The following is a 24,368-nucleotide window of genomic DNA, read 5'->3' as shown; positions in this document are numbered from 1 at the left end:
CTATCAGGTTTTGGGGGCAGGGTGCACCGAGGGTGGGGTGCGCTGAGGGTGTTGCTAGAGGTGCAGAGTGACGTCTGCGGGCAGGTGGCAGTCGAGCACCAGGTCGACATTGCGCGCATCGGAGCGCTCGTAGAACCGCTGAGCCTCTTCGCGGGAGAGGCCGCCGGCCATTTTGCGCTGGATGAGGCGGCGGCGGAGGAGGGGTTTTTCGGCATCGAGGAAGACGGTGAGGTCTGCCAGGGGAGCCAGGGTGTTCCAGGGATGGGCGTCGTAGAGGAGGTAGTTGCCTTCCACCAGAAGGGTGTCGCCGGTGACGGGGACGGTGCGGGGCGAGACGTCGTGGAGCTGGCGGGAGTAGACGGGCCATTGGTCTCGGGTGACGAGGGCGGCGGCGAGTGCGTCGAAATCGAAGGTCTCGGGGGCCCCTTTGACCTGGGAGAGGTGATGGTCGGCGAGCCAGGCGTTGGTGTGGTGGAACCCGTCCATTCCCAGGGCTTGGAGGCGGTAGCCGGCCTGTTGGGCAAGAGCCTCGATGACCAGGGACAACGTGGACTTGCCAGAGCCCGGAGGGCCCGCCAGAAGCACCAGCTTGGGCTGGGTGGTCACGATCTTTTGGACCAGGGGCAGGATGGAGTGGGTGAGTTTCTCGGCAGGAAAATGGGCTGCGACGGGCAGCCCATTGACGGTGAGGTTGATTGTGAAGTCCGAGACAGCAGGATGTGTCGCGGCGGGGCGTGCGGGCTGGGGCGAATCTGCGGGGCCATGGCGGCTAGGTGAAGATGAGGAAGCAGGCCACGGCGATGAGCACCACTAGGCCCAGAAGGGTGTTGGCCATCTGGAAGCCCTTGAAGTAGGCGGCGCGGTCGGAGACACTGTGCTTTTTGGGCTCGTGGACGGCGACGGCGGGGGTGTCTGAAGCGGGGATGCGAGGCAGGGAGAAGTCGAAGGTGAGCTCTTTGCCGCAGTTGGGGCAGTGGAGGGAGTCTTCGGATACTTCGTGGCCGCAGTTGGAGCACCGCATGATAAAACCCTTCGGTAGGAGTGGGCGCACTCGAGATGTGGACGAGCGGCACGCGCCAGCAGAACAATTGTGTAGAGGGTGTGTACAAACCCACCATACACCGTTACGGGTTCATTTCGGGCGGCAATTGCGAATTAGTAAGATTTAGCTGGCTTTTTAGACAAATCTGTATCAACTAGCCAAATTCCCAGGCACAAAAGCGCCACCGCGACAGCGGAAGTGAGGCCAAAGGGGTTGCCTTGATCGCCTAAAAGCATTAGGGAGAGCAAGACACCAAAGACCGGCAGCGTGAAGCTCCAGACCACCACCGAACTTACCGGGTGAGTGGCGATGAGGTAGGACCAGAGACCATAGGCCACCGAGCTCACCAGGATGAGCCAGGCGAGGATACCCCAGGCTGGGGGTGCGACGAGGGCCAGCTGGCCGCCTAGGGCGATGCCAAGGGCTGCCAAGATGAGGCCGCCCAGGACAAACTGGGCACCTGCCAGGACGATGGGGTCGGCACGCTTGGAATACTTGGCCAACAGCTGGGAGGCCATCGAGGCGAAGACGGTGCCGGCGGCGAGAAGCCCCTCGCCCATCCAGCTAAATCCTATCGTGCCTCCGCCAGAAAAGAGCGCGATGCCCGCCACGCCAATGAGTGATCCAGCCACTTTGCGCGGGGTAAGGGATTCGCTGTGAAAGCAGAGGGCGCCCAGAAGGAGGGTCACAAAGACCTCGAACCCTTGGATGATGGAGGCCGAGACCCCTGTGGCATGGGCCATGCCCACGTAGTAGCAGGCGTACTGGCCCACGGTCCACAAGAGGCAGAGGAAGAAGCTGTCTTTGAGGGTGGTCGGGATAAGCTGAGGCGTTTTGCGGTGCAGGAGGGCCCAGAAGACGAGGATGGCAATGCCGGAGGCGGCGAATCGCACTCCGGCGAAGAGCATCTGGCCGCCTAGGGAGTCCTCAATGGAAAGCAGCTGGTAGCCCTGGGTGACTGCAGGGATGGCACTGCCCCAGAGGAAGTTGCAGAGCAGCGCCCCGACGATAAGGCCCGCTTTGGTAGCCCAGAAGCCTGAGGGCCGGGAGGGGTATGGAGTGCTGGGAGGTTGCGGGTGGCTGCCTGGGGCTTTAGGCGATTGTGCGACTGCAGGATTAGCCACGGTAGACGTCCTGGGCAAAGGCTATGAGTTCTTCTACGTCGTGCTCTTGGGTGGCCCAGGAGGTGACGAAGCGCACTACCACGCGGCCGTCGGGGAGGTCGAGGAAGGTCTCGGCTCCGCAGGCGGCCTCGAAGGCGTCGCGCTGAGCTGGGGTGCACACAAAGAACTGCTGGTTGGTGGTGCTGGGCAGGTAGGGCTCAAATCCAGCGGCCACAAGGCCATCCCGTAGGGTGAGGCCGCACTTATCGGCATGGTGGGCCATCTGCCAGTAGAGACCGTCTTTGAGAGCTGCGGCGAACTGCACGCCTAGCAGGCGACCCTTGGCCATGAGGCCGCCGCGCATCTTTTGGAGGTAGGGGAAGTCGCGGCGAAGCTCGGGGTCGCGGATGATGACGGCCTCGCCAAAGAGCAGGCCGTTCTTGGTGCCGCCGATGGTCATGGCGGAGGCGCGGCTGGCGATGTGGCGCAGGGAGAGGTCATTGCCTGGGGACTCCAGGGCGCAGCCTAGGCGGGCGCCGTCCACGTAGACCTTGCAGTCGTGGGCAGCGGCCCAGTCGCAAATCTCGTCGAAGCCGTCGCGGGTCCAGACGCCGCCGAACTCCGTGGAGTTGGTGATGTAGACCAGGCGGGGAAGGGTCATGTGGCGGTCGCAGGACATCTGGAAGTTCCAGACGCGGTTTGCCTCTTCTGCCGAGAGGAAGCCGTTGGTGTCGTGGGTGGGGAGCACTGTGCGGCTGCAGGCGCCGATGGCGCCCGTCTCATGAGTGGCGATGTGGGCGTCGGGGGTGCAGATGACTCCCTCGTAGTCGCGGAGCATGCCGGCCACGCAGATGAGGTTTGCCGAGGTGCCTCCAATGCAAAACTCCACCATGGCATCGGGTTGGCCGCAGACGTCGCGGATGAGCTGGCGGGCCTCCTCGCAGTAGGGATCCCCCTCGGTATAGCCCACGGTCTGCTTGCTGTTGGTGGCTACCAGGGCGTCGAGGATTTGGGGAGCGGCTCCCTCGGAGTAATCGTTCTTGAAACTTCTCATACCGCCTCCTTGCGATTTTGTGCAGGTTTGGCACACAGTCTGCTCACTACTATAGAGGGAGGAAGGGAGGGTGGCGGTGTGAGAGCGCGCTCTATTGCTAAACCGTGACAGATTCCAGGGAGTCAGTCTGCAGGTCGTAAAATTGCCCCACCAGCAATGTGGATGCGCAGGAGGCGGCGGGGTTTCTCGGCAAGGGTAAAGGCGGGAAGCTGCGGTGCTTGTCGGGCATTCGCGGACCGCGCAGGAGGATCCCATGGAGAAAAAAGACCTGGATTGGGCCAATCTCACTTTTAGCTATCAGCCCACCGACGCCAGCTACGTGTGCAACTATGCGGACGGCGCCTGGGACGAGGGCGGGCTGACGCCGGACCATACGGTGACGCTTTCGGAGTGCGCCGGCATTTTGCACTATTGCCAGGAGTGCTTCGAGGGGCTTAAGGCCTATACCTGCGAGGACGGCTCCATCGTGTGCTTCAGGCCTGATCTGAACGCCAAGCGCATGGCGGACTCCGCAGAGCGCCTGGTCATGCCTCCCTTCCCGGAGGACAAGTTTGTCGACGCCGTGAAGCAGGTGGTGGCCGCCAACGCTGCCTGGGTGCCACCCTTTGGCAGCGGAGCGACCCTTTACGTGCGCCCCATGATGTTTGCCACCGGCGAGGTCATTGGCGTGAAGCCGGCGGACAAGTATCAGTTTAGGATCCTGGTGACGCCGGTAGGCCCCTATTTCAAGGGCGGCGCCAAGCCTATCACCATTTGCGTCTCTGATTATGATCGTGCCGCGCCTCATGGCACCGGCAACATCAAAGCCGGTCTCAATTACGCCATGAGCCTCTATCCTTACGAGAAGGCTCACGAGGCGGGGTTCTCGGAGAATCTGTATTTGGACGCCGGCACCCGCACGTACGTGGAGGAGACCGGTGGCGCTAACGTGCTGTTTGTGGACAAGGACGGGCGCTTGGTGGTGCCCATCTCTGCCACTGACTCCATCCTGCCTTCCATCACCCGTCGTTCGCTGGTGGCGGTGGCCAAAGACATTCTGGGTCTGGAGGTCGTGGAACGCCCGGTGCGCTTTGACGAGGTGGGCGACTTTGTGGAATGCGGCCTTTGCGGCACCGCTGCGGTGATCTCTCCGGTGGGAAAGATCGTGGCTGGCGACCACGAGGTGGTCTTCGAGGACGGCAAGGACGAGATCGGGCCCGTGATGGGCAAGCTGCGCGAGACGCTCACCGGCATTCAGGCAGGCACCATCCCGGCTCCCGAAGGCTGGATCGTGAAGGTTTGCGACGCCGAGGGCAAACCGGCGTAAGTGCTGGATGGCGATGTGCGAGTAGGCCGCCGACGTGCGTTCCTTTAGCTGCTGGTAGGAGCCGCAGGTCCCGAGTGAGTGGGCCTGTGGCTCTTTTTGGCGAGGGGTTAGGGGAATAGTGGCTATGGCCAGTCATGCATGACCTTTATGGATTAGGCCGGATTGGCCAATAAGGGTTAGTGCTATTGAAAAACAGTGGAGTTTTGAAAACTGCACGTCCAATGCAGTGAAACGAAGTAGGTTCATATCACTCATGAGCGGGGATTGTCGGTAGAAGCATGGGGATCAAGAATTGTTGACTGCTTCTATCAGACTTCTACGAGATAACTAGATTTATTCCTCGTGCAGGCATCTGTGTGGGCCCTTTTCGCTTGAAGTTAAAAGCGTGAGATCTCAAGGTTGAGGGTTTAAGGCTCCCAAGGTTTGATTTGGAAGCCCGAGTAAGAAGATGGCGCAGGTGTGGTTGGATCCTGAGCTTCAGCAAAGGGAACTGCAATGCTCGTACTTTGCGATATCTCTGCGCATTTAGCGCTGGTTTCTGGTATGGAGCTTTACTCATGCTCAGTTGAGGAGCAAAAAGCGGCAATGGCTCATAGCCAAGGCGATAAGCTTACAGTAGGTCGATTGCTTAATTCCAAATTTCATGCAGAAACGAAAGACATATGGTCCTATCTGGAACCAGCTGATTCACGTATGTCTCTTTTGGTAGACAAACATGCCAAGGCATACAAAATAAGAAATTGCATTGTATCTACTAGCTTTACGGCGATACCTACAGATACACTGATGCGTATTTGGCCAGCTCATAGGTCTCAAGTCGACAATCAGGCAATCTATGTCACTTCGCCCAGCGAGCATTTTAGAAGGGCTGCATCGAGGCTTACCACAAGCCAACTACTTCTCCTGGGCTGTTGGCTATGTGGGACGTATCGACCCAGGCCCGATTTGTCCTCTGGCTTTTTGGCAGGACAGCCTCTTTGCAGCAGTTATGAAATACAAAATCATCTATCGATTCATCCGTCACGGAGATACCGGACAAAGGCAAAAGAAGCATCAGCATGTCTGATTAGCGGTTTAGCCTCTCCTGCAGAAGCAGCGCTCTTTCTGCTATTGACCGCACCAACACATCTAGGGGGTTATGGACTTCCCAAACCAGAAGCAAACCCGTGCTTGCCGTTGGATGCTTCGGCAAATCAGCTACTTCCAGGCCAAGTGATAGTGAAGCCAGATTTATTCTGGTCCAGCGTAAAGCTCGATGTCGAGTATGAAAGCACTGAATATCACAAAGATAAAATTAGTAATTATGAGCGTCAGAGAATGGCAGCTCTTATGTCTATGGGTATTGATGTTCTGCCAGTCACAAAACAAATGCTCTATAACCCTGCTGCCTTATATAGTGTAGCTAAGACCATAGCTATGAAACTAGGATTGCGCCTTCGGGAGCCTCTGCCAAGCGTGCAGGATGAGCTTCGAGAGACTGTCTTGGGGCCGTGTACTTTTTGGTAAAAGCGAGCAAGTAGGTAATTGCACTCCTAATTGATGGCCATGAGCGCTGTATATTGCCAGGATCGAATATTACCTACGTGAATTCACGTAGGTAATGATTCTTGTGACCTCGGGGTTCTGAATTTACTACGTGAATTCACGTAGTGAATTGGACGAAATAGCTCAAAAAATCACGTAGCAAATGCACAGCCGCTCCTAAAGCAAATCAGCAGCCGCCTCCAGGCCACAGGATCGCTCTCCCCATACCCCACAACAAAGCCCGCCCCCAGGCCCAACAATTGCCTGGGAGCGGGCTGCCCATGGAGCGCAGAATGCCAGATGATCCAAGAATCCCTCTAGTAGGAGGCCAAAAAGTCGCGAGTGCGCTGCTGGGTGGGATGGTCGATCACCTGGGAGGCATTGCCTTGCTCGATGATGGTGCCACCATCCATAAACATCACGCGGTCGGCCACGTCGCGGGCAAAGGCCATCTCGTGGGTGACAATGGCCATGGTCATGGACTCGTTGGCCAGGTCGCGGATGACACGTAGCACGCCTTGGGTGAGCTCGGGGTCCAGTGCGCTAGTGGGCTCGTCAAAGAAGAGCACCTCAGGGTCCATGGCCAGGGCGCGGGCTATGGCCACGCGCTGCTGCTGGCCGCCGGAAAGCTCGCAGGGCACCATGGACTCTTTGCCGCCCAGATCCATGCGGTCTAGCAGCTTGCGGGCGCGAGCCTCGGCTTCTTTCTGTGAGCGCTTGAGCACGCGGATCTGCGGGTCACAGAGGTTCTCCAGCACCGTGTAGTGGGGAAACAAGTTGAAGTTCTGAAACACCAAGCCAAGGCGGTTACGCGCTTCGTGCTCCACAGCGGGGCCACCATAATGGGCCGCGCCATCCTCATTCTTAGCCACTACCAGCGAGCCATAGGCCAGTGTGCCTCCGTCCAGGCGCTCCAGCAAGGTGAGGCAGCGCAGCAGCGTGGACTTGCCGCCGCCAGAAGGCCCGATGATCGCCAGTACGTCGCCCTTGTCTATAGACAGGGATATATCTCGCAGCACCCGCGTATTGCCAAAGGACTTCTTGCCATGCTCCAGGCTCACTACTGGCAACGCGATCCCAGCAGTCTTAGAGGCCTGGGTATCTTGAGAAACTGCCGCGCTCATAAGGCTCCTAATCGTGGTAATAGTTCATGCGCTTCTCGACGCGAGTCAAGATGAGCTCGATGAATAGATTGATGCACCAATAGATAAGACCCGCAATGATGTAGGGGGTCATGGACACCTCGCGGGCTGCCAGCGCCTTGGCCGAGTTGAACATCTCCATGATGCCCAGCACGAAGGCCAGAGAAGTGTCTTTGACCAGGGTGATGATCTCGTTTCCCATGGCCGGCAAGATGCGCTTGATCACCTGGGGCAGCACGATGTGCATGAAGGTCTGCGACCGAGAATAGCCCAACACTTCCGCCGCCTCATACTGCCCGCGGGGAATCGACTGGATGCCCGAGCGGTAGATCTCTGCGAAGTAGGCGGCGTAGTTCAAGATGAAGCCGATGGCGCAGGCGAAAAACTTCCAGTCGGGTCCCATGTTGAGCCCAAAGAGGTAATAGGGGCAAAACATGATGGCCATAAGCTGCAGCATCAGCGGGGTGCCTCGCATAAGCGAGATGTAGAGGCGCACTACCAGAGCCAAAGGTTTGCAGCGGCTCATGCGCCCCAGGGCCACCAAAATGCCCAGAGGCAGGGCGCCTACCAGGGTCACCACAAAAATCTCGACAGTTAAGACGAGTCCCTCCAAAAGGATGCTCATCATGACGGCGAATTCCATAGGGCGCCTTTCTTAACGGAAAACGGGCCCCGACACGAGCGTCCGGAGCCCATGAGGCCATAGCTGTGAGCGAAGGCTTACTTCAGGGTCCAGTTGCCCTCGTAGTCCACGCCGTAGTCGGCGTACTTGTCGCAGATCTCTTTGGCGGTGCCATCGGCGGTGAGATCGCGCAAAGCCTGGGTGACCTTCTCGGCACGATCGGTGTCGCCAAGCTTGAAGCCCACGGCGTAGTGCTCGGTGGAGAGGGGGTCGGCCAGCTGGGCGAAGGCGTCGGGGTTGGCGGAGAGCTGGTAGGCGGCGATGGACAGGTCGCAGGCCACGGCGTCTACCAGGCCGCTCTCAAGCTGGGCGAAGGCGTTGTTGTAGTCGGAGAGCTGGTCGAGGGAGCCAAAGGTGGCGGCGAGATCGGCCTGATCGCCCTCGAGCACCTCCAGCGCGGCGGAGTCTACCTGGGTGGCGACGGTCTTGCCGGCGAGATCAGACAGGCTGTTGATGCCAGAGTCCTTCTTCACTACGACCACCTGCTCGTTGAGCATGTAGGGCTCGGAGAAGGTGTACTTGTCCTCGCGGCCCTCCATGGTGAAGCCATTCCAAATGCAATTGATGGAACCCTGATTCATCAGGGCGTCCTTGGCGTCCCAGTCGATGGCGTCGCACTCAAGCTCCCAGCCCAGCTTATCGCAGACGGCCTGGGCCAGATCCAGGTCGAGGCCGGTGGCCTGGCCGTCGTCGCCGATGAAGCCGTAGGGCGGATAGGAGTTGTCGTAGCCCACGATGAGCTTGGGCTTGTCTGAGGCCTGCGCCTCGGGAGCGGCGTTGTTGGACTGCGCGCAGGCAGCCAAGCCGAGAAGGGCGAAGCAGCAAGCCAACATCGCGAATACGCGCTTGAAAGTGGTGGTCATGGGGTCCTCCTCAAGGGGTGCGGATGTGATGCGGCTCCGACTTTGCCTGCAGGAAACTGCATGATCTGGCAACTGGCCGCGGGCTATTTCGTGGGGACACTTTACCACAATAAAGTGCTCCGAGAAGGACCCGCTCCAAAATGAGGAGCGAATGAGACGCATCGGAAATAATGCGGCCTAAAGGATCGTGCAATAGCGTCAAGGCCCGTGGCGCTATCGAGCCCAGGGCTGGCGGCGGGGATAGAGCCGGTGATTGAGACCGCTGGCTACAGCGCGGCGCTGGCTACAGCGCGATCTAGCTGAGGTTATAACGATTGCGCTGCGGTTAGATTTGGAGTGTAAGAAGGGGCTGGCCTGCCTGGACTAAGCTGTCAGGCGCACAAAGGAACTCGAGGGCGAGAGGGTCGGGCGCATTGCTTGCGGTAAGTATGAGGCAGTCGCATATATTTTGGGATGCCAGGAAGGCTCGGTCCATGGCGAGCACCGGTTGGCCGGCTTTGACTGGCGCGCCGCTGTCCACGAGGGCCCTGCATCCCTTGCCGCCCAGGGCCACGGTGTCGATGCCTGCGTGCATGAGGAGTTGGACGCCATTCTCGGCAGCGATCAATAGGGCGTGGTCCATGGCTTTGAGGATCACGCCGTTGCAGGGAGCTGCCAGGGTGTCTTGGGAGGGATAAAGTCCGCAACCGGGTCCCAGAAGGCCTTGGGCAAAGACGGGGTCGGGAACTTGGGCGAGGTCTATCAGCTGTCCTGCGGCTGGGGCGATCAGCACAAGAGGCGAGTGAGAGGAAGCGGGCGCAGAATAGACCATGAGACCCCCGGGATGTCGAGGCAGGCAACTAGTGTGAATAGTCTACTCGCCTTCAGCGGCTTCCTTGCCCCTCTGGGGCCAAGGTGCAAAAATGAAGATTTGACCGCGACGCTCACATTTTGCCTCCAGGAGGGTTCATGCAAGCCAAAAAGCCAGAAGGAACCGAGGATCTCTTTGGCGCCCGTATGCGCGCCTGGGAGGCCATGCAGGCTATCGCTCGCCGCATCTTCTCCCGCTATGGCTTCGACGCCATCGAGACGCCCACCATGGAACAGGTGGATGTGTTCGTGCACGGTATCGGCCAATCCACCGACGTGGTGCGCAAAGAGATGTTCAGGGTTTTCTCGGGTGCGAACTTTGCCAACGTGCTTGAGAGTGGTACCGAGAAAGGCCTCAAACCTTCCAAGCGGCTCGCCCTGCGTCCCGAGGGTACCGCTGGCTTTGTGCGTGCGGCCGTGGAGAATACCTTTGTGCCCCAGGGCGGCGCCCCGGTGAAGATGTGGTACGCGGCGCCCATGTTTCGCGGCGAGCGCGTGCAAAAGGGGCGTCTGCGCCAGTTCCACCAGATCGGCGCGGAGGTGCTGGGGGCCTCGGACTCTGCGTTGGATGCCGAGGTCATCATCATGCTTATGGATTTCTATGCCGCGTTGGGCCTGGATATGACCCGTGTGCGCCTGCGCATCAACTCCATGGGCGACCCCGCCTGCCGCCCGGCCTATCGCGAGCAGGTGCGCCAGTTTATCCTGGATCACGCAGACCAGATGTGCGACGAGTGCCTCATCAGGGCAGACATCAACCCTTTGCGCGCCTTCGACTGCAAGAACGACGCCTGCCGCGTCGTGATGGAGGACGCGCCCAAGATCGTCGACGCCCTGTGCGACGAGTGCGCGGCCCACTACGCCAAGGTCAAGCAGTATCTAGACGAGGCTGGCGTGGCCTACGAGGAAGACCCCACCCTGGTGCGCGGCCTGGATTATTACACTCGCACGGTCTTCGAGGTAGAGGCCCTAGGCGGGGTGGGAAGCCAGTCGGCCATCGGCGGCGGCGGCCGCTACGACGGCCTCATGGAGCTGGAGGGCGGAAAGCCTACCCCCGGCATCGGCTTTGCCGTGGGCTTCGAGCGTATCATGCTGGTGCTGGAAGACCAGGGCATCGATCTGGCAGGCCCGGCTCCTTCCTGCATCTATGTGGCCTGCGCAGACCCCTCCTGCCGCGATGCCGTCTTTGCCACCTGCCTCGAGCTTCGCCGAGCAGGCCTGCGCACAGAAGCAGACTACCAGGGCCGCTCCCTGAAGAGTCAGTTCAAACAGGCCGACAAACACTCCGCCTCCACCTGCGTGGTCATTGGCCCTGACGAGCTGGCGCAGGGCACGGTCACCGTGCGCGACATGAAGACCCACGAGCAGGAGCCGGTGGCCACAGGCGACCTGGCAAGCTACCTTCTGGCCCGCGTCGCCCCAGGCGAGACCCTATGATCTTCCATGCCATCGACCCCGCTACCGGAGCTGCCGCCGATCCTGCGCAAGCTCCGGCAGTGATGTTTCTGGCCCCGGAGTTTTGCGACTGGTGGGCCATGGCGCCTCTGGCCGCCCAGCTGCCCCAAGGCCATGTGGCCGTGCTGGCGACCTGGGATGGGCTAGGGGAGTGCGGCGACAAGACCTTCTCGGCAGTGGTGGACGAAGCGAAGGCAGTGGTAGCTTGGACCGAGAAACACGTGCCTTCTGGCTTGGCAGCCTTGGTGGGCTGCGGCTTGGGAGGCCAGGTGGCCATCGAGGCGCTCTGCGAGAGCCGAGGGTGCGCCCAGCGCCTCTTTGTGGCCGACGTGCTGTGCGAGCCTGTGCCGGGAGCCGCCGCTTCGGCCAGGCTCAACGGCTGGAGCTGGGGCCTTATGGGCGGCCCCAAGCAGGTGAGCCGCGGGCTTATCGGCCAGGTAGAGTCCAACAGCGGCCAGGGGGCCAAGCTGCTGGCCCCCATCCGCAAGCGCCGCCGTTACCTGGCGAGTTCCATGGACGGCTTTGGCATTCCTCGCGGCTACATCGACTCCTTTGCCCGCACTGTGGCCACTACCTCGCGCGATAATGTGGCGGCCATGTCAAGGGCGGTGGAGGAGTGGCGGATCCCCCAGGACATCGGCTGCATCAGCGCGCCTGCCGTGGTGGCTACCTGCACCCTTACTTCTGCTCCTTATCGCACCAGCGGCCAGGCGCTGGTGCGCGCCATCGGCGGCGCCCAGGCCCTGGCCTGCCACGACTTGTCGCGAAACGAGCTCTGCCTGCGCTTTCCGGCCCGCGCCATGGAGTCCATCGCAGGTCTTTTGGCCCAACCGTCACGCCCCTAGGAGCTGCCATGGCTCGCGCACCCTACCGCATTTTGGACGCAAGCCCTCATGGCCTAAGGATCGCCTGGCGCACTGAGGCTATCTCCGCTGAGGCTCTAAGCTCCCTGGGACTTTCGCGCGCAGGAGCCGCCGCCGTGTTGTCTTCTGGCCGTCTGACCCGAGAAGGCGTCGTCCTTGCGAGCGCCACTTCACTCACTCCCGGCGACGTGCTGGAACTGGCCTTCGAGCCTGTGGCGCCCGCGTCGCTGGATGCCTCCATCCCTGCTGCCACGCTTTTGTGGGTAGACCCCTTGGGCCTGGCTTTGGCTGCCGATAAGCCCGCCAACCTCTTGGTGCACGGCGACGGCACAGGGCAGATCACCCTTAGCCAACAGGTGGCTGCAGCTATGGTGCAACGGGGGATCGCAGGGGCTCCCCAGGCACTCCAACGGCTGGATAAAGACACCTCTGGGGTGGTGCTCTTCTCTCTGCACCCGGAGTTTCAACCGGCTTTTGACGGGCTGGTGGCCTCTCATGACCCATCGCGTCTCTCCAAACGTTACTTTGCCCTGGTTGAGGGCACGATGGCCCGGCCTGAGGCGGTGGATGTGCCCATCGGCCGCGACCGCCATAATGCCCGGCGCATGTACGCTGGCGCAGGTAAAGAGGCCCACAGCCTCTTTGAGCCGCTGGGCACGCTGACCCTTGCCAGCGGCGCTTGCGCCACCGCCGTGAGCGTGACGATCACCACCGGCCGGCGCCACCAAATCCGTGTGCACGCAGCTGCCCTGGGCCATCCTGTGGTGGGCGATCTTTTGTATGGAGCGGCGCCGGTCTCCGGCGGCCTGATGCTCCATAGCTGGCAGGAGACCCTGGTGCATCCTGTGAGCGGCCAGCGCTTCCAGGTGGAGGCGGCGGTTCCTTCTCGGTTCCCAGAAGAAGCGCGCCAGCTGGCAGAGAGTGCAAAAAAGTAGATAGGGCGCAGCGGGCGCGGCTGTGCGGAGGGCTCCTGGGACAGTGGCGGCTTTGTGTTTGGGACGGCAGTGATGAAGGCTCCGTGAAGATATCCTTTGGCTGCATATTATCCGAAAACGTACAGTATGATTTCGGACTGTTGTCCTGTAACCAAGTTCCTCTATTGAAGGAGTGCCTGTGTCGTCCCTTGTCGTATCCGATGCATCCATCGAGCGTTTTAGAGAGATTTACAACGCCGTGGACCGCATTTACGACCTCTATGCGCGCTCGTGCGGCCTGTCGCCCACCGAGTTTTGGTGCGTGGCCTGCATCGCCGGCGGCCGCTCAAGCCAAGCCGAGATAGCAGATGAGCTGGCTGCCAGCAGGCAGACGGTGAACTCGGCCTTCAAGGCGCTGGTGCGCCAAGGCCTTATCGAGCTTGCGCCTCATCCGCAAAACGGTCGGGTGAAGCAAGCGCGCCTCACGGCAGCAGGAGAGGCGTTTGTAGAAGCCCATCTGCATACGCTGGACGAGGCAGAAGAAACCGTGTGGAACGCCATACCCGAGCAAGATCGCATCACGGTGAACCGCGTGCTCGATCAGTTTAGGGTGGCCTTCGCTCCTGCCATAGGCGCCCTCACCCAATCCCAAGCCCCGGCCTCAAGAAAGGAGTAGCCCTCGTGAAGCTGATCTTCCACTTCCTCAAGCCTTATTGGCTCAAACTGTTGGTCATCTGCCTGCTTTTGGCCGTTGACGTGGTTGGTACGCTGGCCATCCCCACCATCGCCGCCAGGATCTTGAACCTGGGCACCGAGCAGGCCTCTTTCAACCTGCTGGTGGCTGCGGGCATGGAGATGGCCGGAGCAGCGCTGCTCACAGGCGTCGCCACTACCATCGCTACCGCTCTCTGCGCCCAGCTCTGCACCTCCATGGGCCGCGACATTCGCTGTGCGCTCTATGCCAAGTCGATGAAGCTCTCGATCTTTGACTTCCGCCATTTTGGCGTGGCCTCCATCACTACCCGCACGTCTTCCGATGTGACGACGGTGCAAACCCTTATGACCCAGGCCATCCTCATGATTGTGCCCGTGCCTCTCATGGCGGTGGCGGCGCTGGTGATGACCTTCTCGGTGGACACTCTGGCTGGATGGTTCTTGGTGGTCTCCATTATCGTGCTCATCGTAGTGGTGGCATTCATCTTGCGCTCGGTATCGCCGCTCTTCACCCGCCTGCAAAAGCAGCTGGACACCATGACTCAAGTGCTGCTGGAAAATCTTTCGGGCGTGCGCGTGGTGCGTGCCTTCAACCAGCAGAGGCATGAGAACCAGCGACTGGACACCTCCTTTGCCAACTACGCTCAGACCGCCATTAAGGCGAACAAGCTTTTTACCAACGTGGACGGTTTCCAGTATGTGGTGATGAACGTCTTTGTGATCGCGGTCTATTGGACCTCCGGCGCCCGCATCGCCGTGGGCGAGCTGGGCATTGGCGACATCACCGCGCTGGTGGAATACGCCATCATGGTGCTCATGTACATCTTGATGGCCCAGTTCGTCTTCATCATGGTGCCTCGCGCCTTGGAATGCGCCAACCGCATCCAGGAGGTGCTGGATTACTCGCCTGAGATCGACGACCTGCCCGGCGCGCTCACCCACTTGGAGCCAAATCCCGAGGTGCCCACCCTGCGCTTCTCCAAGGTGCGCTTCCGCTATAAGGACGCCCAGGAAGACGCCCTTACCAACCTCAACCTGGAGTGCTGGCCCAACACCACTACCGCCATCATCGGCGGTACGGGTTCTGGCAAGTCCACCATCGCCAGTCTCATCATGCGCTTCAACGAGGTGACTCAGGGCTCGCTGGAGATCGACGGGCAGGACGTGCGCCAAATGACCCAGCATACGCTGCGCGGCCGCATTGGCTATGTGCAGCAGAAGGCCTGGCTGGTCTCGGGCACCATCGCCCAGAACCTGCGCTGGGAAAACGAGCAGGCCACCGACGAAGAGCTTTGGCATGCCCTTAAGGTGGCTCAGGCGGCAGACTTCGTACGCAGCCTGCCTGAAGGTCTGGACGCCCCGGTAGCCCAAGGCGGCTCCAACTTCTCCGGCGGCCAGCGCCAGCGCTTGGCCATCGCCCGCGCCTTGGTGGCAAAGCCCGAGCTCTACGTCTTTGACGACTCCTTCTCGGCCTTGGACTTCAAGACCGATGCCGCTCTGCGCCGCGCTCTGGAGGCTGAGACCGCTGGAGCCGCGGTGCTCATCATTGCCCAGCGCGTCTCTACCATTCGCCATGCCGATCAGATCCTCGTCATCGACGAGGGACATCCCGTGGGTCTTGGTACCCACGAGCAGCTCATGGAAACCTGCGAGGTCTACCAAGAGATTGTGGCCTCTCAAACCAAACAGGAGGTGTAGGAATGAAACGTCAAGACTCTCGTATGGGCGTGGCTCTGCGCCTCTTTAGCCAGCTGGGACCCCAGCGCACTCGCCTCATGGTGGTCTTCATCTTGCGCGTGCTGTTCCTGGTGACCTACATCTGGGGGCCCTTCCAGAGCGCTCTGGTCATCAACGACCTTTGGCATGCAGTGCAGCCGGTCCTTGCCGGTGAAGGCCCCTTTGTGATCGCCTGGGATCCTCTGGGCGCTTCGCTCACCTTCCTTACCGTGCTCTACGTGCTGCAGGTGGTGTTCTATTGGGCATCGGTGCAGATCATGGCTTCGGTGGCAGAGACCTTGAACCTGCAGCTGCGCGAGTCCATCGCCACCAAGCTCAACCGTCTACCCCTGCGCTTCTTCGACGGCCATCAGCCCGGCGAGATCCTCACCCGGGTCACCGGCGACCTGGACAAGATCTCCGAAACCATGCAGACCGGCCTGCTCCAGCTCATCACCGCAGTGGGCACCATCGTGGGCGTGCTGGCCATCATGTTTTACTATTCGGCAGGCCTTACCCTGGTCTACCTGGCCTTTATGGCACTCTCCAGCATCATCTGCGGGCTCATCTCCAAACGCACCCTCTCTGCTGCCAGCGAGCGTCAGGAGACGCTGGGCGCCCTTACCGGCCAGGTGGAGGAGTACTACACCGGCCGCAACGTCATCCGCGCCTGCAACCAGGAGCAGACTAGCTGCGAGGCGGTGCGCAAGCTGGCAGACGCCAACCGCAAAGCCACCGAGAAGGCCGACTTTGCCATGTACGCCATGAACCCGGTCATGCGTACCATCCAGCGCGTCTCGCTGGCGGTCATCGCCGTGGCCTGCGGTGGCCTCATGCTCGCCGGCGTCATGTCGGTGGGTGTAGCCCAAGCCTTCTTCCAGTACATCAACATGGCAGCCGAGCCCTTTACCCAGGCGGCCTATATGGTGAACTCCCTCCAGAGCGCCCTGGCCTCTGCGCGTCGTACCTTCGAGCTTCTGGACGCTCCCGAAGAGGAATCCGATGTGGCCCACCCCATGGAGGTCCACGGAGCCACCGGCGCCGTCACCTTCGAGCACGTGCGCTTTGGCTATGATCCCCAGGCGCCTCTCATGCACGACGTCTCCTTTGGCGTGCTTCCGGGCCAAAAGGTGGCCGTGGTAGGGCCCACTGGCGCCGGCAAGACCACGCTCATCAACCTATTGATGCGCTTCTACGAGATCGACGGCGGCCTCATCACCCTGGATGGCGTCTCTACCAAGAACCTCACCCGAGACGGCCTGCGCGACAACTTTGGCATGGTGCTCCAGGATACCTGGCTCTTTGGCGGCTCCATTGCCGAGAATATCGCCTATGCCAAGCCGGGAGCCACCCGTGAAGAGATAGTCGAGGCGGCCAAGGCGGCCCGGGTCGACTACTTCATTCGCACCATGCCTCAGGGCTACGACACTCTGGTGGACAACGAGGGCTCCAACCTCTCCCAAGGCCAGCGCCAGCTCATCACCATCGCTCGCATCTTTTTGCGCAACCCACCGGTGATCATTCTGGATGAGGCGACCTCCAGCGTGGATACCCGCACCGAGGTGGAGATCGGCCGCGCCATGGACCGCCTCATGCATGGCCGCACCAGCTTTGTGATCGCCCACCGCCTCTCCACCATTCGCGATGCCGACCTCATCCTCTATATGGACCACGGCAACATCATCGAGCAAGGCACCCATGACTCACTGCTCGAAGCCGGAGGAGCCTATGCCGCGCTCTATAACTCTCAGTTTGCCTAGGGAGCCTTAGCGCAGGCCCAGGATGCTTGCTTGGCCAGGCCCGGGACGGCAGGCTTGAGACGCTTGAACGCTTGAAAAGCTGAGACCTTCAGTGAGTGGTCAAAAGTGCTTCAGTGAGCGTAATTTCACTCACTGAGCCTTCAGTGAGTGCTCATCCACTCACTGAAGGCTGTGAGTCTACTCACTAAAGCCGCGAGTCATTCAGACCGCAATCATTTTGACTGCCTCAAGTCCTGCTGGATCATCGACGCTCACGACTGTGCGTAATTGTATTTTTATAATCTCTTCGAGCGACCCCTTGGCCTTTGATTATGGCCTCAAGATTGCATACCTTTTCCCGTACGGCGAGTACATAGTTGCAAGAGTCGTGGGTGTCCAAGGTTACGCGTATCATAAAGGATACTGTGCCAAGAGACTGTGACGCCCGCCAGGACGGGTCGAGAGGAGCACCCATGCCTGATACCATGCGAGGGGTCTACACCAACCTCACTGAGATTCGCCGCAAGGTGTTTTGTGAGGTAGCCCGTGTGGCCTACATGCAAGGCGATGCCACTGCCGACTGGGCAGACCAGCTGCCCTATACCATCATCCCTGGCGAGCAGGCCACCTACCGCGAGTCCATCTTCTTGGAGCGCGCTATCGTGGGCGCCCGCATCAGGCTGGCCATGGGCCTCAACCTTCTGCCGGTAGATCAGCCCAGCTCCATCTCTGACGGCATCAAAGAGGCCGAGCGCCCTGAGAAATACTATGAGCCCCCTCTGATCAACATCATCAAGTTCGCCTGCCATGCCTGCCCCGAGAACTCCTACGTGGTCTCCAATCAATGCCAGGGTTGTTTGGCTCACCCCTGCCGTGAGATCTGCCCCAAGGGCGCCATTAGCTTCGTGAACCACCGCGCCTTCATCGATCAGGAGAAGTGCATCAAGTGCGGCCGTTGCGCCGAGGTGTGCCCTTACTCTGCCATCATTCACCGCGACCGCCCCTGCGCCGCCGCCTGTGGCATGCACTGCATCGGCTCCGACGAGCAAGGTCGTGCAGACATCGATTATGATCGCTGCGTTTCCTGCGGCCAATGCCTGGTGAACTGCCCCTTTGGCGCCATTGCCGATAAGAGCCAAATCTTCCAGGTCATCAGCGCCATCAAGAGCGGGGCAGAGGTCATCGCAGCTGTGGCCCCCGCCTTTGTTGGCCAGTATGGCGGCCGCGGCGATGTGGGCAAGCTGCGCGAGACCTTCAAGATCCTGGGATTCTCCGGTGTTGAGGAGGTGGCCATCGGCGCAGACCTCTGCACCATCCAAGAGGCTCAAGACTTCCTCGAAGAGGTCCCCGAGAAGCTCCCCTTCATGGGCACCTCGTGTTGCCCTGCTTGGGCCTCTATGGCCAAGAAGGAATTCCCGGACAACGCCGAGTGCATCTCCATGGCCCTCACGCCCATGACCCTTACCGCTCGCTGGCTGCGCGAGCAGCATCCCGACGCGAAGATCGTCTTTGTGGGGCCCTGCTCGGCGAAGAAGCTGGAGGCCATGCGCACCTCCGTACGCTCCGAGGTGGACTTTGTGCTCACCTTCGAAGAGGTGGCCGGCATGATGGAGGCTCTGGGTGTCGACTACACCAAGCTCGACAAGCCCAAGGATAACGATTTTGAGGCTGCGAGCGCCGACGGCCGTGGATTTGCAGTATCCGGCGGCGTTGCCAATGCAGTGGTCAACGCCGTGCACCGCATGCACCCGGACAGGGAGGTCAACATCACTGCCGCCGAGGGCCTGGATGACTGCCGCAAGATGATGCGTGACGCCATCAAGGGCAAATACCCCGGCTATCTTATCGAGGGCATGGCATGCCCCGGCGGCTGCGTGGCAGGCCCTGGCACGTTGCAGTCAATCAAGAAGTCCCAAGCCCAGGTAAAAGCCTATATGAAGCGCTCTCCCCGCAAGAATGCCACCGAGAACGCCTATCGCATGCAGATCCCCGAGCTTCTGGCCATGGGCCGAGACGAGCCCGACGATGCCCCTCGCATCCCTCAAAACACCGAGCGCGTTCCCGCTCCGGAGGAGCTGGTAGAGACCCGTTCCATCGAGACAGTGGACGAGCCTCACGATCAGTGAAGGCGGTTTTTGCAACAAGAGTGAAGACGGTGTACAACCATAAAGCTCACTAGAAGGTGCCGGATTGCTGGCACCTTCTTTTTTGAGGACGCAAGCTTGAGGACGCACGCTAGTGGCGATGTTTCAATAGCGGTCACTCAGTTTCCTGAGTGCCTTGCTTTCAGGAAAACACTTAGGAGCCGATGCCTATCGCGGTCCTGCGCAGTTAGGCATCCTATCGCCCATACTGTGCATCGACATTGAATTATGTAGAAGTAATAGATAAAACTATACAGTATTACTGATATCTAAGGCGAGAATTTGGCAACCGTAGCGAACATATGGCGCTGGACTGTAACCTAATAACGTGCAGTATTCTAAGAAACCGGTTGCGCTTTGTTAATGAGTGCCAAAAGGGCTATTGGCCACGTTGACGATGATAAAGTCCAGGTAGAAATATTGACATTCAAGATGGTGTCAATGTCAAATGATTAATTTGCAATTGTTAGACATGTGCCCGATTGATGTGAATCGGAAATTTGAATCGAATAAGGCTTAGTTTAGATTGCCATTATTTAACTATGTTTAATATGATATAGATCATCGCAGAGATGAAGGAGTTTCCAATGGCGGTTAGCGAGGCTCAAAAGCGTGCCACTGCAAAATATATAAAGCACAATGTAAAGCGTTACGTGGTTCAGCTTAATAAGAATACCGACGAGGACCTCGTGTGCTTTATGGAAAGTATTGATAACGTGAATGGGTTTTTAAAAGACTGTATACGCAAGGCCATGGAAGAGTCCAAGAAATAGGGTTGAGGATTGTGCTGCGAGCGGGGCTTTGCTGCGGGCGCCGCATTGGCAGGGATGGGATGTAGCTACGGGTGTCCCGGCGTGAGAGCCCCTAGTAGGGGATTCGCTGGTCAAGAGTGTTAGAGCTGCTCGAGGCAGAAGAGCAGGCTGGGGGCAATAAGGGGTATTAGGCCCTCTGAAAACCTTCTGCATTAGTTACATTAAAGCGTAGCTAATGCAGCAAATATCTGCATTAGCTACGATTATATGTTGCATATGAAGTACATTTTTAGAGGGATACTGAGGGTACTTTTGTGTCTCTGGAGCAGGTTTCTAGAGGGGATCCAATGGTGCTGCTGGACCCCTACAGCTCTTCAGGGGCGGCTTAGAGTTCCTTCGGACTCTCTTGCAGCTCGTTACTTCAACGTGGCGTACATCACAGCCTTGATGGTATGCATGCGGTTCTCGGCTTCTTGGAACACGCGAGACTGTGCAGACTCAAAGACCTCGTCGGTAACTTCCATCTCGGTTACGCCAAACTCCTGGGCGATCTGGGCGCCCACGGTGGTGTTCGTGTCGTGGAAGGAAGGCAAGCAGTGCATGAAGATGGCGCCGGGGTTTGCGGCGGCCATCACGTCGGCGGTGACGCGGTAGGGCTCCAGCAGTGCGATGCGGCTCTTCCAAAGCTCGGAGGGCTGTCCCATGCCTACCCACACGTCGGTGTACACGGCATCGACTCCTTGGATGCCGTTCTCAATGCTGTCGGTGATCTTGATGGTGGAGCCGTGCTCGGCAGCCAGGGCTTGGCAGCGGGCCAGCATCTGGGGATCGTAGGTGCGGTTGCCTTCTACCTGAGACTGGGGGCCCACTTGCACGAAGTTGATGCCCAGTTGGGCACAGATGACCAAAAGTGAGCCGGCAGTATTTCCTACCTGGCCAAAGAAAGCTAGGGTCTTGCCGCGCAGGTCATGGCCAAACTCCTCTTGCATAGTCATGATGTCGGCTAGGGCTTGGGTGGGGTGAAGCTGGGTGGTGAGGCCGTTCCATACAGGCACGCCAGCATTGGCAGCCAGCTCCTCCACGATGCTCTGGTCAAAGCCACGGTACTCGATGCCGTCATACATGCGACCCAGTACGCGGGCGGTATCTTCGATGGACTCCTTGGCGCCCATCTGGGAGCTGTCGGGAGCCAGGTAGGTGACGCCCATGCCCAGGTCCATGGCGCCTACTTCAAAGGCGCAGCGGGTGCGGGTGGAAGTCTTCTCAAAAAGCAGGACGATGTTCTTGCCCTCCAGGTAGCGATGAGGCACCCCGTTGCGCTTCATGGCTTTGAACTGGTGGGCAAGGTCAAGCAGGTAGTTGATCTCTTCGGGAGTGAAGTCCAACAGAGTGAGGAAACTTTTGCCAGAAAGACTCAGGGGCATGGCAGGTCCTTTCATGTGAGGTGTGATAGGGAAGGTGAGGAGGGGCAAGGCGGGAAACGAGATGCTTAGGCGGTGGGGCTTCTCCCAGCAGGGGCGCCAGGAGGTACAGGGCCCCTGCTGGGAGAAGCAAGTGTGGAGCCGCGGGCAGTCTCCATGGGCGCAATCGCGCGATGGGGGAGTGCTAGATGTCGGCACGCGCGAACGGCATGGACATGCAGCGGGGGCCGCCGCGGCCGCGGGAGAGCTCCTCGGAGGGAACAACACAAAGCTCGATGCCGGCCTTGTAGAGCAGGTCGTTGGTGACGGTGTTGCGCTCGTAGACGCAGACTTTGCCGGGGGCGAGGGCGAGGGTGTTGGAACCGTCGTTCCATTGCTCGCGGGAGGCCTCTACCGGGTCGCCGCCGCCGCACTCGAAGAGGGTGATCTCGGGCTCGCCGGTGGCAATCTCCAAGATCTCCTTGAGCGATCCGGTAAGCTCGTCGATGCCCACCTCGCCTGGGGTGTCGCCCTTGTGCAGACGGTAAGCGCGCAACTCGTCGTACATGCCGGGGTAGACGGTGAACTTGTCGTAGTCGATCTGGGTGCACACGGTGTCCAAGTGCATGGTCTCGTAGCCGTAGGGCACCTTGATGGCGAAGATCTGCTCGATGGTGGAAGGCACAGGACCCCAGAAGAGGTTCTGGGCCAGCTGGTCAATGGCCGCAGCCTCGGTGCGCTGGGAGATGCCCACTGCCAGCGTGGCGGCGTTGATGTTGAGCACGTCGCCGCCCTCGATGTGGGCTGCAGAGTGGTTGTCGTACCAGAAGGGCGTGCCGGCGAAGTCGTCGTGGTAGGTGAGGAAGGTCTTGTAGAAGGGCACCTCGCGATTGCGCTGGTTGTAATACATGCGATGGAGCGCGACGCCGTTGGAGATGGAGGCGATGGGGTCGCGGGAGAAGTAGCTGGAGGGCATGGAAAAGACCACAAAGTCGTCCAGGGCCACGCCGTCACCCTCCAGACGCGAGAGGGTGGTAGGGCCAGAGGCAAGCTCCAGGTCCTTGAGGCGCATCCCCGCCAGCGCCGCATCCACCAGTGCGCGGTTGTCGCGGATGGCGTCCAGCTTCTGGCGCACCAGCGGTGCCAGCTCAGGGTCGGGCACAGGGGCCTGGCTCATGTACTCGTCGAGGAAGGCGGTGCGGGCCTCGGGGTGCTGGTCCATGGCCTCGGCCAGCAGGTCTTCCATATAGAGCACCTCGGCGCCGTGTTCGCGCAGGAGGCGGGCAAACTCGTCGTGCTCCTTCTGGGCGTAGTCCAGATAGAAGGCGTCGTGGATCCAGCACTTCTCAAACTCGTCGGCTTTCATGTTGGCCAGCTCTTTGCCGGGACGGTGGAGCACCACGCGCTGCAAAGACCCAATCTCGCTGGTCACATGGATTGGCTTAGGGGACATGGCAAAACCTTTCTTCGATGTCGAAGGGATTGATGCGAAAAGGGCGATGCCGCCGGCAGGGAGGCCATGGGTTTCTCGGCATGTGCCGATAAAAACGCCCTCCCTGCCAGGGAATATGGGTAGCGGGCTAGGCCACCACGGGGAGCATGGCCGAGATGGCGGTGAAGACCATGCAGACAAGGGACATGGCCAAAAAGTACTTCCAGGAGACCTTCCACCACTTCTCCAGGCTGATCTTGCAGACGGCCAGGCCGGCCACCAGGATGGCGGAGGTGGGGGCCATGATAGTCATCATAGGCTCGGCCAGGCAGAGGGCGGTGACGGCGCCTTCGGGGTTCAGGCCCATGAGCTCGGTGAGGGGCCCAAAGATGGGCATGGTGAGGGCGGCCAGGCTGGATGAGCTGGGCACCAGGATGGTGAGCAGGTTTTCCAGCAGGTAGAGGATGGAGGTGAAGATGGCGCTGGGGACTCCTGCGAGGCCGTTGGCCATGTCGTTCAAGATGGTGTCGATGATCATGCCGTTGTTGGCGATGACCAGGACGCCGCGGGCAAGGCCGATGACGATGGCGGAGAAGGCGAAGTCCTTAAGGCCGGCCACGAACTCCTCGGCGATGCGCTTCTGGCCGAAGCCGGCGATGATGCCCGAGATGATGCCCATGGCCAAGAAGATGGCGGAGAGCTCGTTCATGTACCAACCCTGGCTCACCAGGCCCCAGACGATGAGGGCGATGCCGCCTATGAAGACTGCCAACACGGCTTTTTGCTGACCGGTGAAGGGGGTCTCCTCATCCACGGTCTTGATGTCTTGGCGCAGGACTTGATCCTCATGGTAGGTGAGGGACTTCTCGGGGTTCTTGCGGATGCGGGTGGCATAGAGCATCACGAAGGCAATGGTGAGGCCCACGATGACCACGAACATGATGGCTCGCAGCCACAGCTGAGGGTTGCCGGTGATCCCTAAGATGCCCTGGGAGATGAGGACGCTGAAGGGGTTGATGGTGGAAGCCACATAGCCAGCCTTGGCGCCCAAGAAGACGATCATGAAAGCTGTGATGGAATCGAAGCCCATGGTGATCATGATGGGCAGGAAGATGGCGAAGAAGGGCAAGGTCTCCTCGGCCATGCCAAAGGTCGAGCCGCCCAGGGCGAAGAGCAGCATGGCAACGGGGATCACCACGATGTCTTTAGACTTGAAGCGCCTGACCACTCGGCGCATGCCGGCGTCGATGGCTCCTGTGGCGGTGATGATTTGGAACGAGCCGCCCACCACAAACACAAAGGCAACCACTTCGATGGCTTCCTGGATGCCCAGAGTAGGTGCTTCGAGCACTGCGTTGACGCCCTGGCGAAGATCCACCTCATCGCCGGTCTCGGGATCCACGCTCACTTTGTCCACCTCATGATAGGTGCCTGCGACGGTCACTTCGCGGCCGTTGACCTCGGCGGTGTCAAACACGCCTGAGGGCACCACCCACGTGAGCGCTGCCACCAGAACCATCAGGGCAAAGATGATGGTGTAGGTGTGGGGTACCGCGAAGGCCTTCTTTGTTTTCTGACTCATGGGACTCCTCTCTTGCAAGCTTGGGCGAGGCTCTTGTGGGGCTTCACCTTGGCCTTTACCAATGAGGCCATCATGGGGTTCAGAGTTGCGAG

General features: G+C 60.0%; 21 protein-coding genes. 10 read left to right on the top strand and 11 right to left on the bottom strand.

What is annotated here, in order from left to right:
• Window positions 1–54: 54 nt before the first annotated feature.
• The 4 genes from OR601_RS07120 to OR601_RS07105 form a co-directional block, all read right to left on the bottom strand.
• Window positions 55–606 (bottom strand): nucleoside/nucleotide kinase family protein, encoded by a 552-nt coding sequence (locus tag OR601_RS07120; protein ID WP_265591517.1) that lies wholly within the window; start codon window positions 604–606, stop codon window positions 55–57.
• Window positions 607–769: 163 nt separating this feature from the next.
• Complete coding sequence (locus OR601_RS07115) at window positions 770–1,021, bottom strand: zinc ribbon domain-containing protein (RefSeq protein WP_265591516.1); 252 nt, start codon at window positions 1,019–1,021, stop codon at window positions 770–772.
• Between the two features lie 134 nt (window positions 1,022–1,155).
• Window positions 1,156–2,166, bottom strand: coding sequence for a DMT family transporter (locus OR601_RS07110; RefSeq protein ID WP_265591515.1), 1,011 nt, complete (start codon window positions 2,164–2,166; stop codon window positions 1,156–1,158).
• Window positions 2,159–3,199, bottom strand: a complete 1,041-nt coding sequence (locus OR601_RS07105) for a threonine aldolase family protein (RefSeq protein ID WP_265591514.1) — start codon at window positions 3,197–3,199, stop codon at window positions 2,159–2,161. The genes OR601_RS07110 and OR601_RS07105 overlap by 8 nt, the downstream gene beginning before the upstream one ends.
• Window positions 3,200–3,413: 214 nt before the next feature.
• On the opposite strand from OR601_RS07105, the gene OR601_RS07100 reads away from it, so the two are divergent.
• Both OR601_RS07100 and OR601_RS07095 read left to right on the top strand, forming a co-directional pair.
• The gene (locus tag OR601_RS07100) at window positions 3,414–4,505 is read left to right on the top strand and encodes a branched-chain amino acid aminotransferase (RefSeq protein ID WP_265591513.1); all 1,092 of its coding nucleotides are present in this window, start codon (window positions 3,414–3,416) and stop codon (window positions 4,503–4,505) included.
• Between the two features lie 495 nt (window positions 4,506–5,000).
• Window positions 5,001–6,011, top strand: a complete 1,011-nt coding sequence (locus OR601_RS07095; protein WP_265591512.1) for a hypothetical protein — start codon at window positions 5,001–5,003, stop codon at window positions 6,009–6,011.
• Between the two features lie 335 nt (window positions 6,012–6,346).
• On the opposite strand, the gene OR601_RS07090 is transcribed toward OR601_RS07095, so the two are convergent.
• The 4 genes from OR601_RS07090 to OR601_RS07075 form a co-directional block, all read right to left on the bottom strand.
• Complete coding sequence (locus tag OR601_RS07090) at window positions 6,347–7,153, bottom strand: amino acid ABC transporter ATP-binding protein (RefSeq protein WP_265591511.1); 807 nt, start codon at window positions 7,151–7,153, stop codon at window positions 6,347–6,349.
• 7 nt (window positions 7,154–7,160) lie between these two features.
• The gene (locus OR601_RS07085; protein WP_265591510.1) at window positions 7,161–7,814 is read right to left on the bottom strand and encodes an amino acid ABC transporter permease; all 654 of its coding nucleotides are present in this window, start codon (window positions 7,812–7,814) and stop codon (window positions 7,161–7,163) included.
• Between the two features lie 77 nt (window positions 7,815–7,891).
• Entirely contained in the window at window positions 7,892–8,716 is an 825-nt protein-coding gene (locus tag OR601_RS07080) for a transporter substrate-binding domain-containing protein (protein ID WP_265591509.1), read from the bottom strand.
• Window positions 8,717–9,041: 325 nt separating this feature from the next.
• The gene (locus tag OR601_RS07075) at window positions 9,042–9,527 is read right to left on the bottom strand and encodes a PTS sugar transporter subunit IIA (protein WP_265591508.1); all 486 of its coding nucleotides are present in this window, start codon (window positions 9,525–9,527) and stop codon (window positions 9,042–9,044) included.
• Between the two features lie 137 nt (window positions 9,528–9,664).
• On the opposite strand from OR601_RS07075, the gene hisS reads away from it, so the two are divergent.
• The 8 genes from hisS to OR601_RS07035 all read left to right on the top strand — a co-directional run bounded on the left by hisS (window position 9,665) and on the right by OR601_RS07035 (window position 19,883).
• Complete coding sequence (hisS, locus tag OR601_RS07070; RefSeq protein WP_265591507.1) at window positions 9,665–11,002, top strand: histidine--tRNA ligase; 1,338 nt, start codon at window positions 9,665–9,667, stop codon at window positions 11,000–11,002.
• Window positions 10,999–11,865, top strand: a complete 867-nt coding sequence (locus OR601_RS07065) for a hypothetical protein (RefSeq protein WP_265591506.1) — start codon at window positions 10,999–11,001, stop codon at window positions 11,863–11,865. The genes hisS and OR601_RS07065 overlap by 4 nt, the downstream gene beginning before the upstream one ends.
• Window positions 11,866–11,873: 8 nt before the next feature.
• Window positions 11,874–12,818, top strand: a complete 945-nt coding sequence (locus tag OR601_RS07060) for an RluA family pseudouridine synthase (RefSeq protein ID WP_265591505.1) — start codon at window positions 11,874–11,876, stop codon at window positions 12,816–12,818.
• A gap of 178 nt (window positions 12,819–12,996) precedes the next feature.
• Window positions 12,997–13,473: a MarR family winged helix-turn-helix transcriptional regulator gene (locus tag OR601_RS07055; protein WP_265591504.1), complete on the top strand. Its 477-nt coding sequence runs from the start codon at window positions 12,997–12,999 to the stop codon at window positions 13,471–13,473.
• Between the two features lie 5 nt (window positions 13,474–13,478).
• Window positions 13,479–15,209 carry an ABC transporter ATP-binding protein gene (locus OR601_RS07050; protein WP_265591503.1) on the top strand — a complete coding sequence of 577 codons (1,731 nt, stop codon included), beginning with the start codon at window positions 13,479–13,481 and terminating at the stop codon, window positions 15,207–15,209.
• Between the two features lie 2 nt (window positions 15,210–15,211).
• Window positions 15,212–16,987, top strand: coding sequence for an ABC transporter ATP-binding protein (locus OR601_RS07045; RefSeq protein ID WP_265591502.1), 1,776 nt, complete (start codon window positions 15,212–15,214; stop codon window positions 16,985–16,987).
• 452 nt (window positions 16,988–17,439) lie between these two features.
• Window positions 17,440–19,092 carry a 4Fe-4S dicluster domain-containing protein gene (locus OR601_RS07040; RefSeq protein WP_136012032.1) on the top strand — a complete coding sequence of 551 codons (1,653 nt, stop codon included), beginning with the start codon at window positions 17,440–17,442 and terminating at the stop codon, window positions 19,090–19,092.
• Window positions 19,093–19,697: 605 nt separating this feature from the next.
• Window positions 19,698–19,883: a hypothetical protein gene (locus tag OR601_RS07035; RefSeq protein ID WP_265591501.1), complete on the top strand. Its 186-nt coding sequence runs from the start codon at window positions 19,698–19,700 to the stop codon at window positions 19,881–19,883.
• Between the two features lie 395 nt (window positions 19,884–20,278).
• Here OR601_RS07035 and argF read toward each other — a convergent pair whose 3' ends face one another.
• The 3 genes from argF to OR601_RS07020 form a co-directional block, all read right to left on the bottom strand.
• Entirely contained in the window at window positions 20,279–21,286 is a 1,008-nt protein-coding gene (gene argF, locus OR601_RS07030; RefSeq protein WP_136012034.1) for an ornithine carbamoyltransferase, read from the bottom strand.
• Between the two features lie 181 nt (window positions 21,287–21,467).
• Window positions 21,468–22,715, bottom strand: a complete 1,248-nt coding sequence (locus tag OR601_RS07025; RefSeq protein WP_136012035.1) for an arginine deiminase — start codon at window positions 22,713–22,715, stop codon at window positions 21,468–21,470.
• Window positions 22,716–22,842: 127 nt separating this feature from the next.
• Window positions 22,843–24,276, bottom strand: a complete 1,434-nt coding sequence (locus OR601_RS07020; protein ID WP_265591500.1) for a YfcC family protein — start codon at window positions 24,274–24,276, stop codon at window positions 22,843–22,845.
• Window positions 24,277–24,368: the final 92 nt, after the last annotated feature.

Source organism: Leptogranulimonas caecicola (genome assembly GCF_023168405.1).
GTDB lineage: Bacteria > Actinomycetota > Coriobacteriia > Coriobacteriales > Atopobiaceae > Leptogranulimonas > Leptogranulimonas caecicola.
The sequence above is the reverse complement of the archived record's forward strand: the minus strand, read 5'-3'. Positions and strand labels throughout refer to the sequence as shown.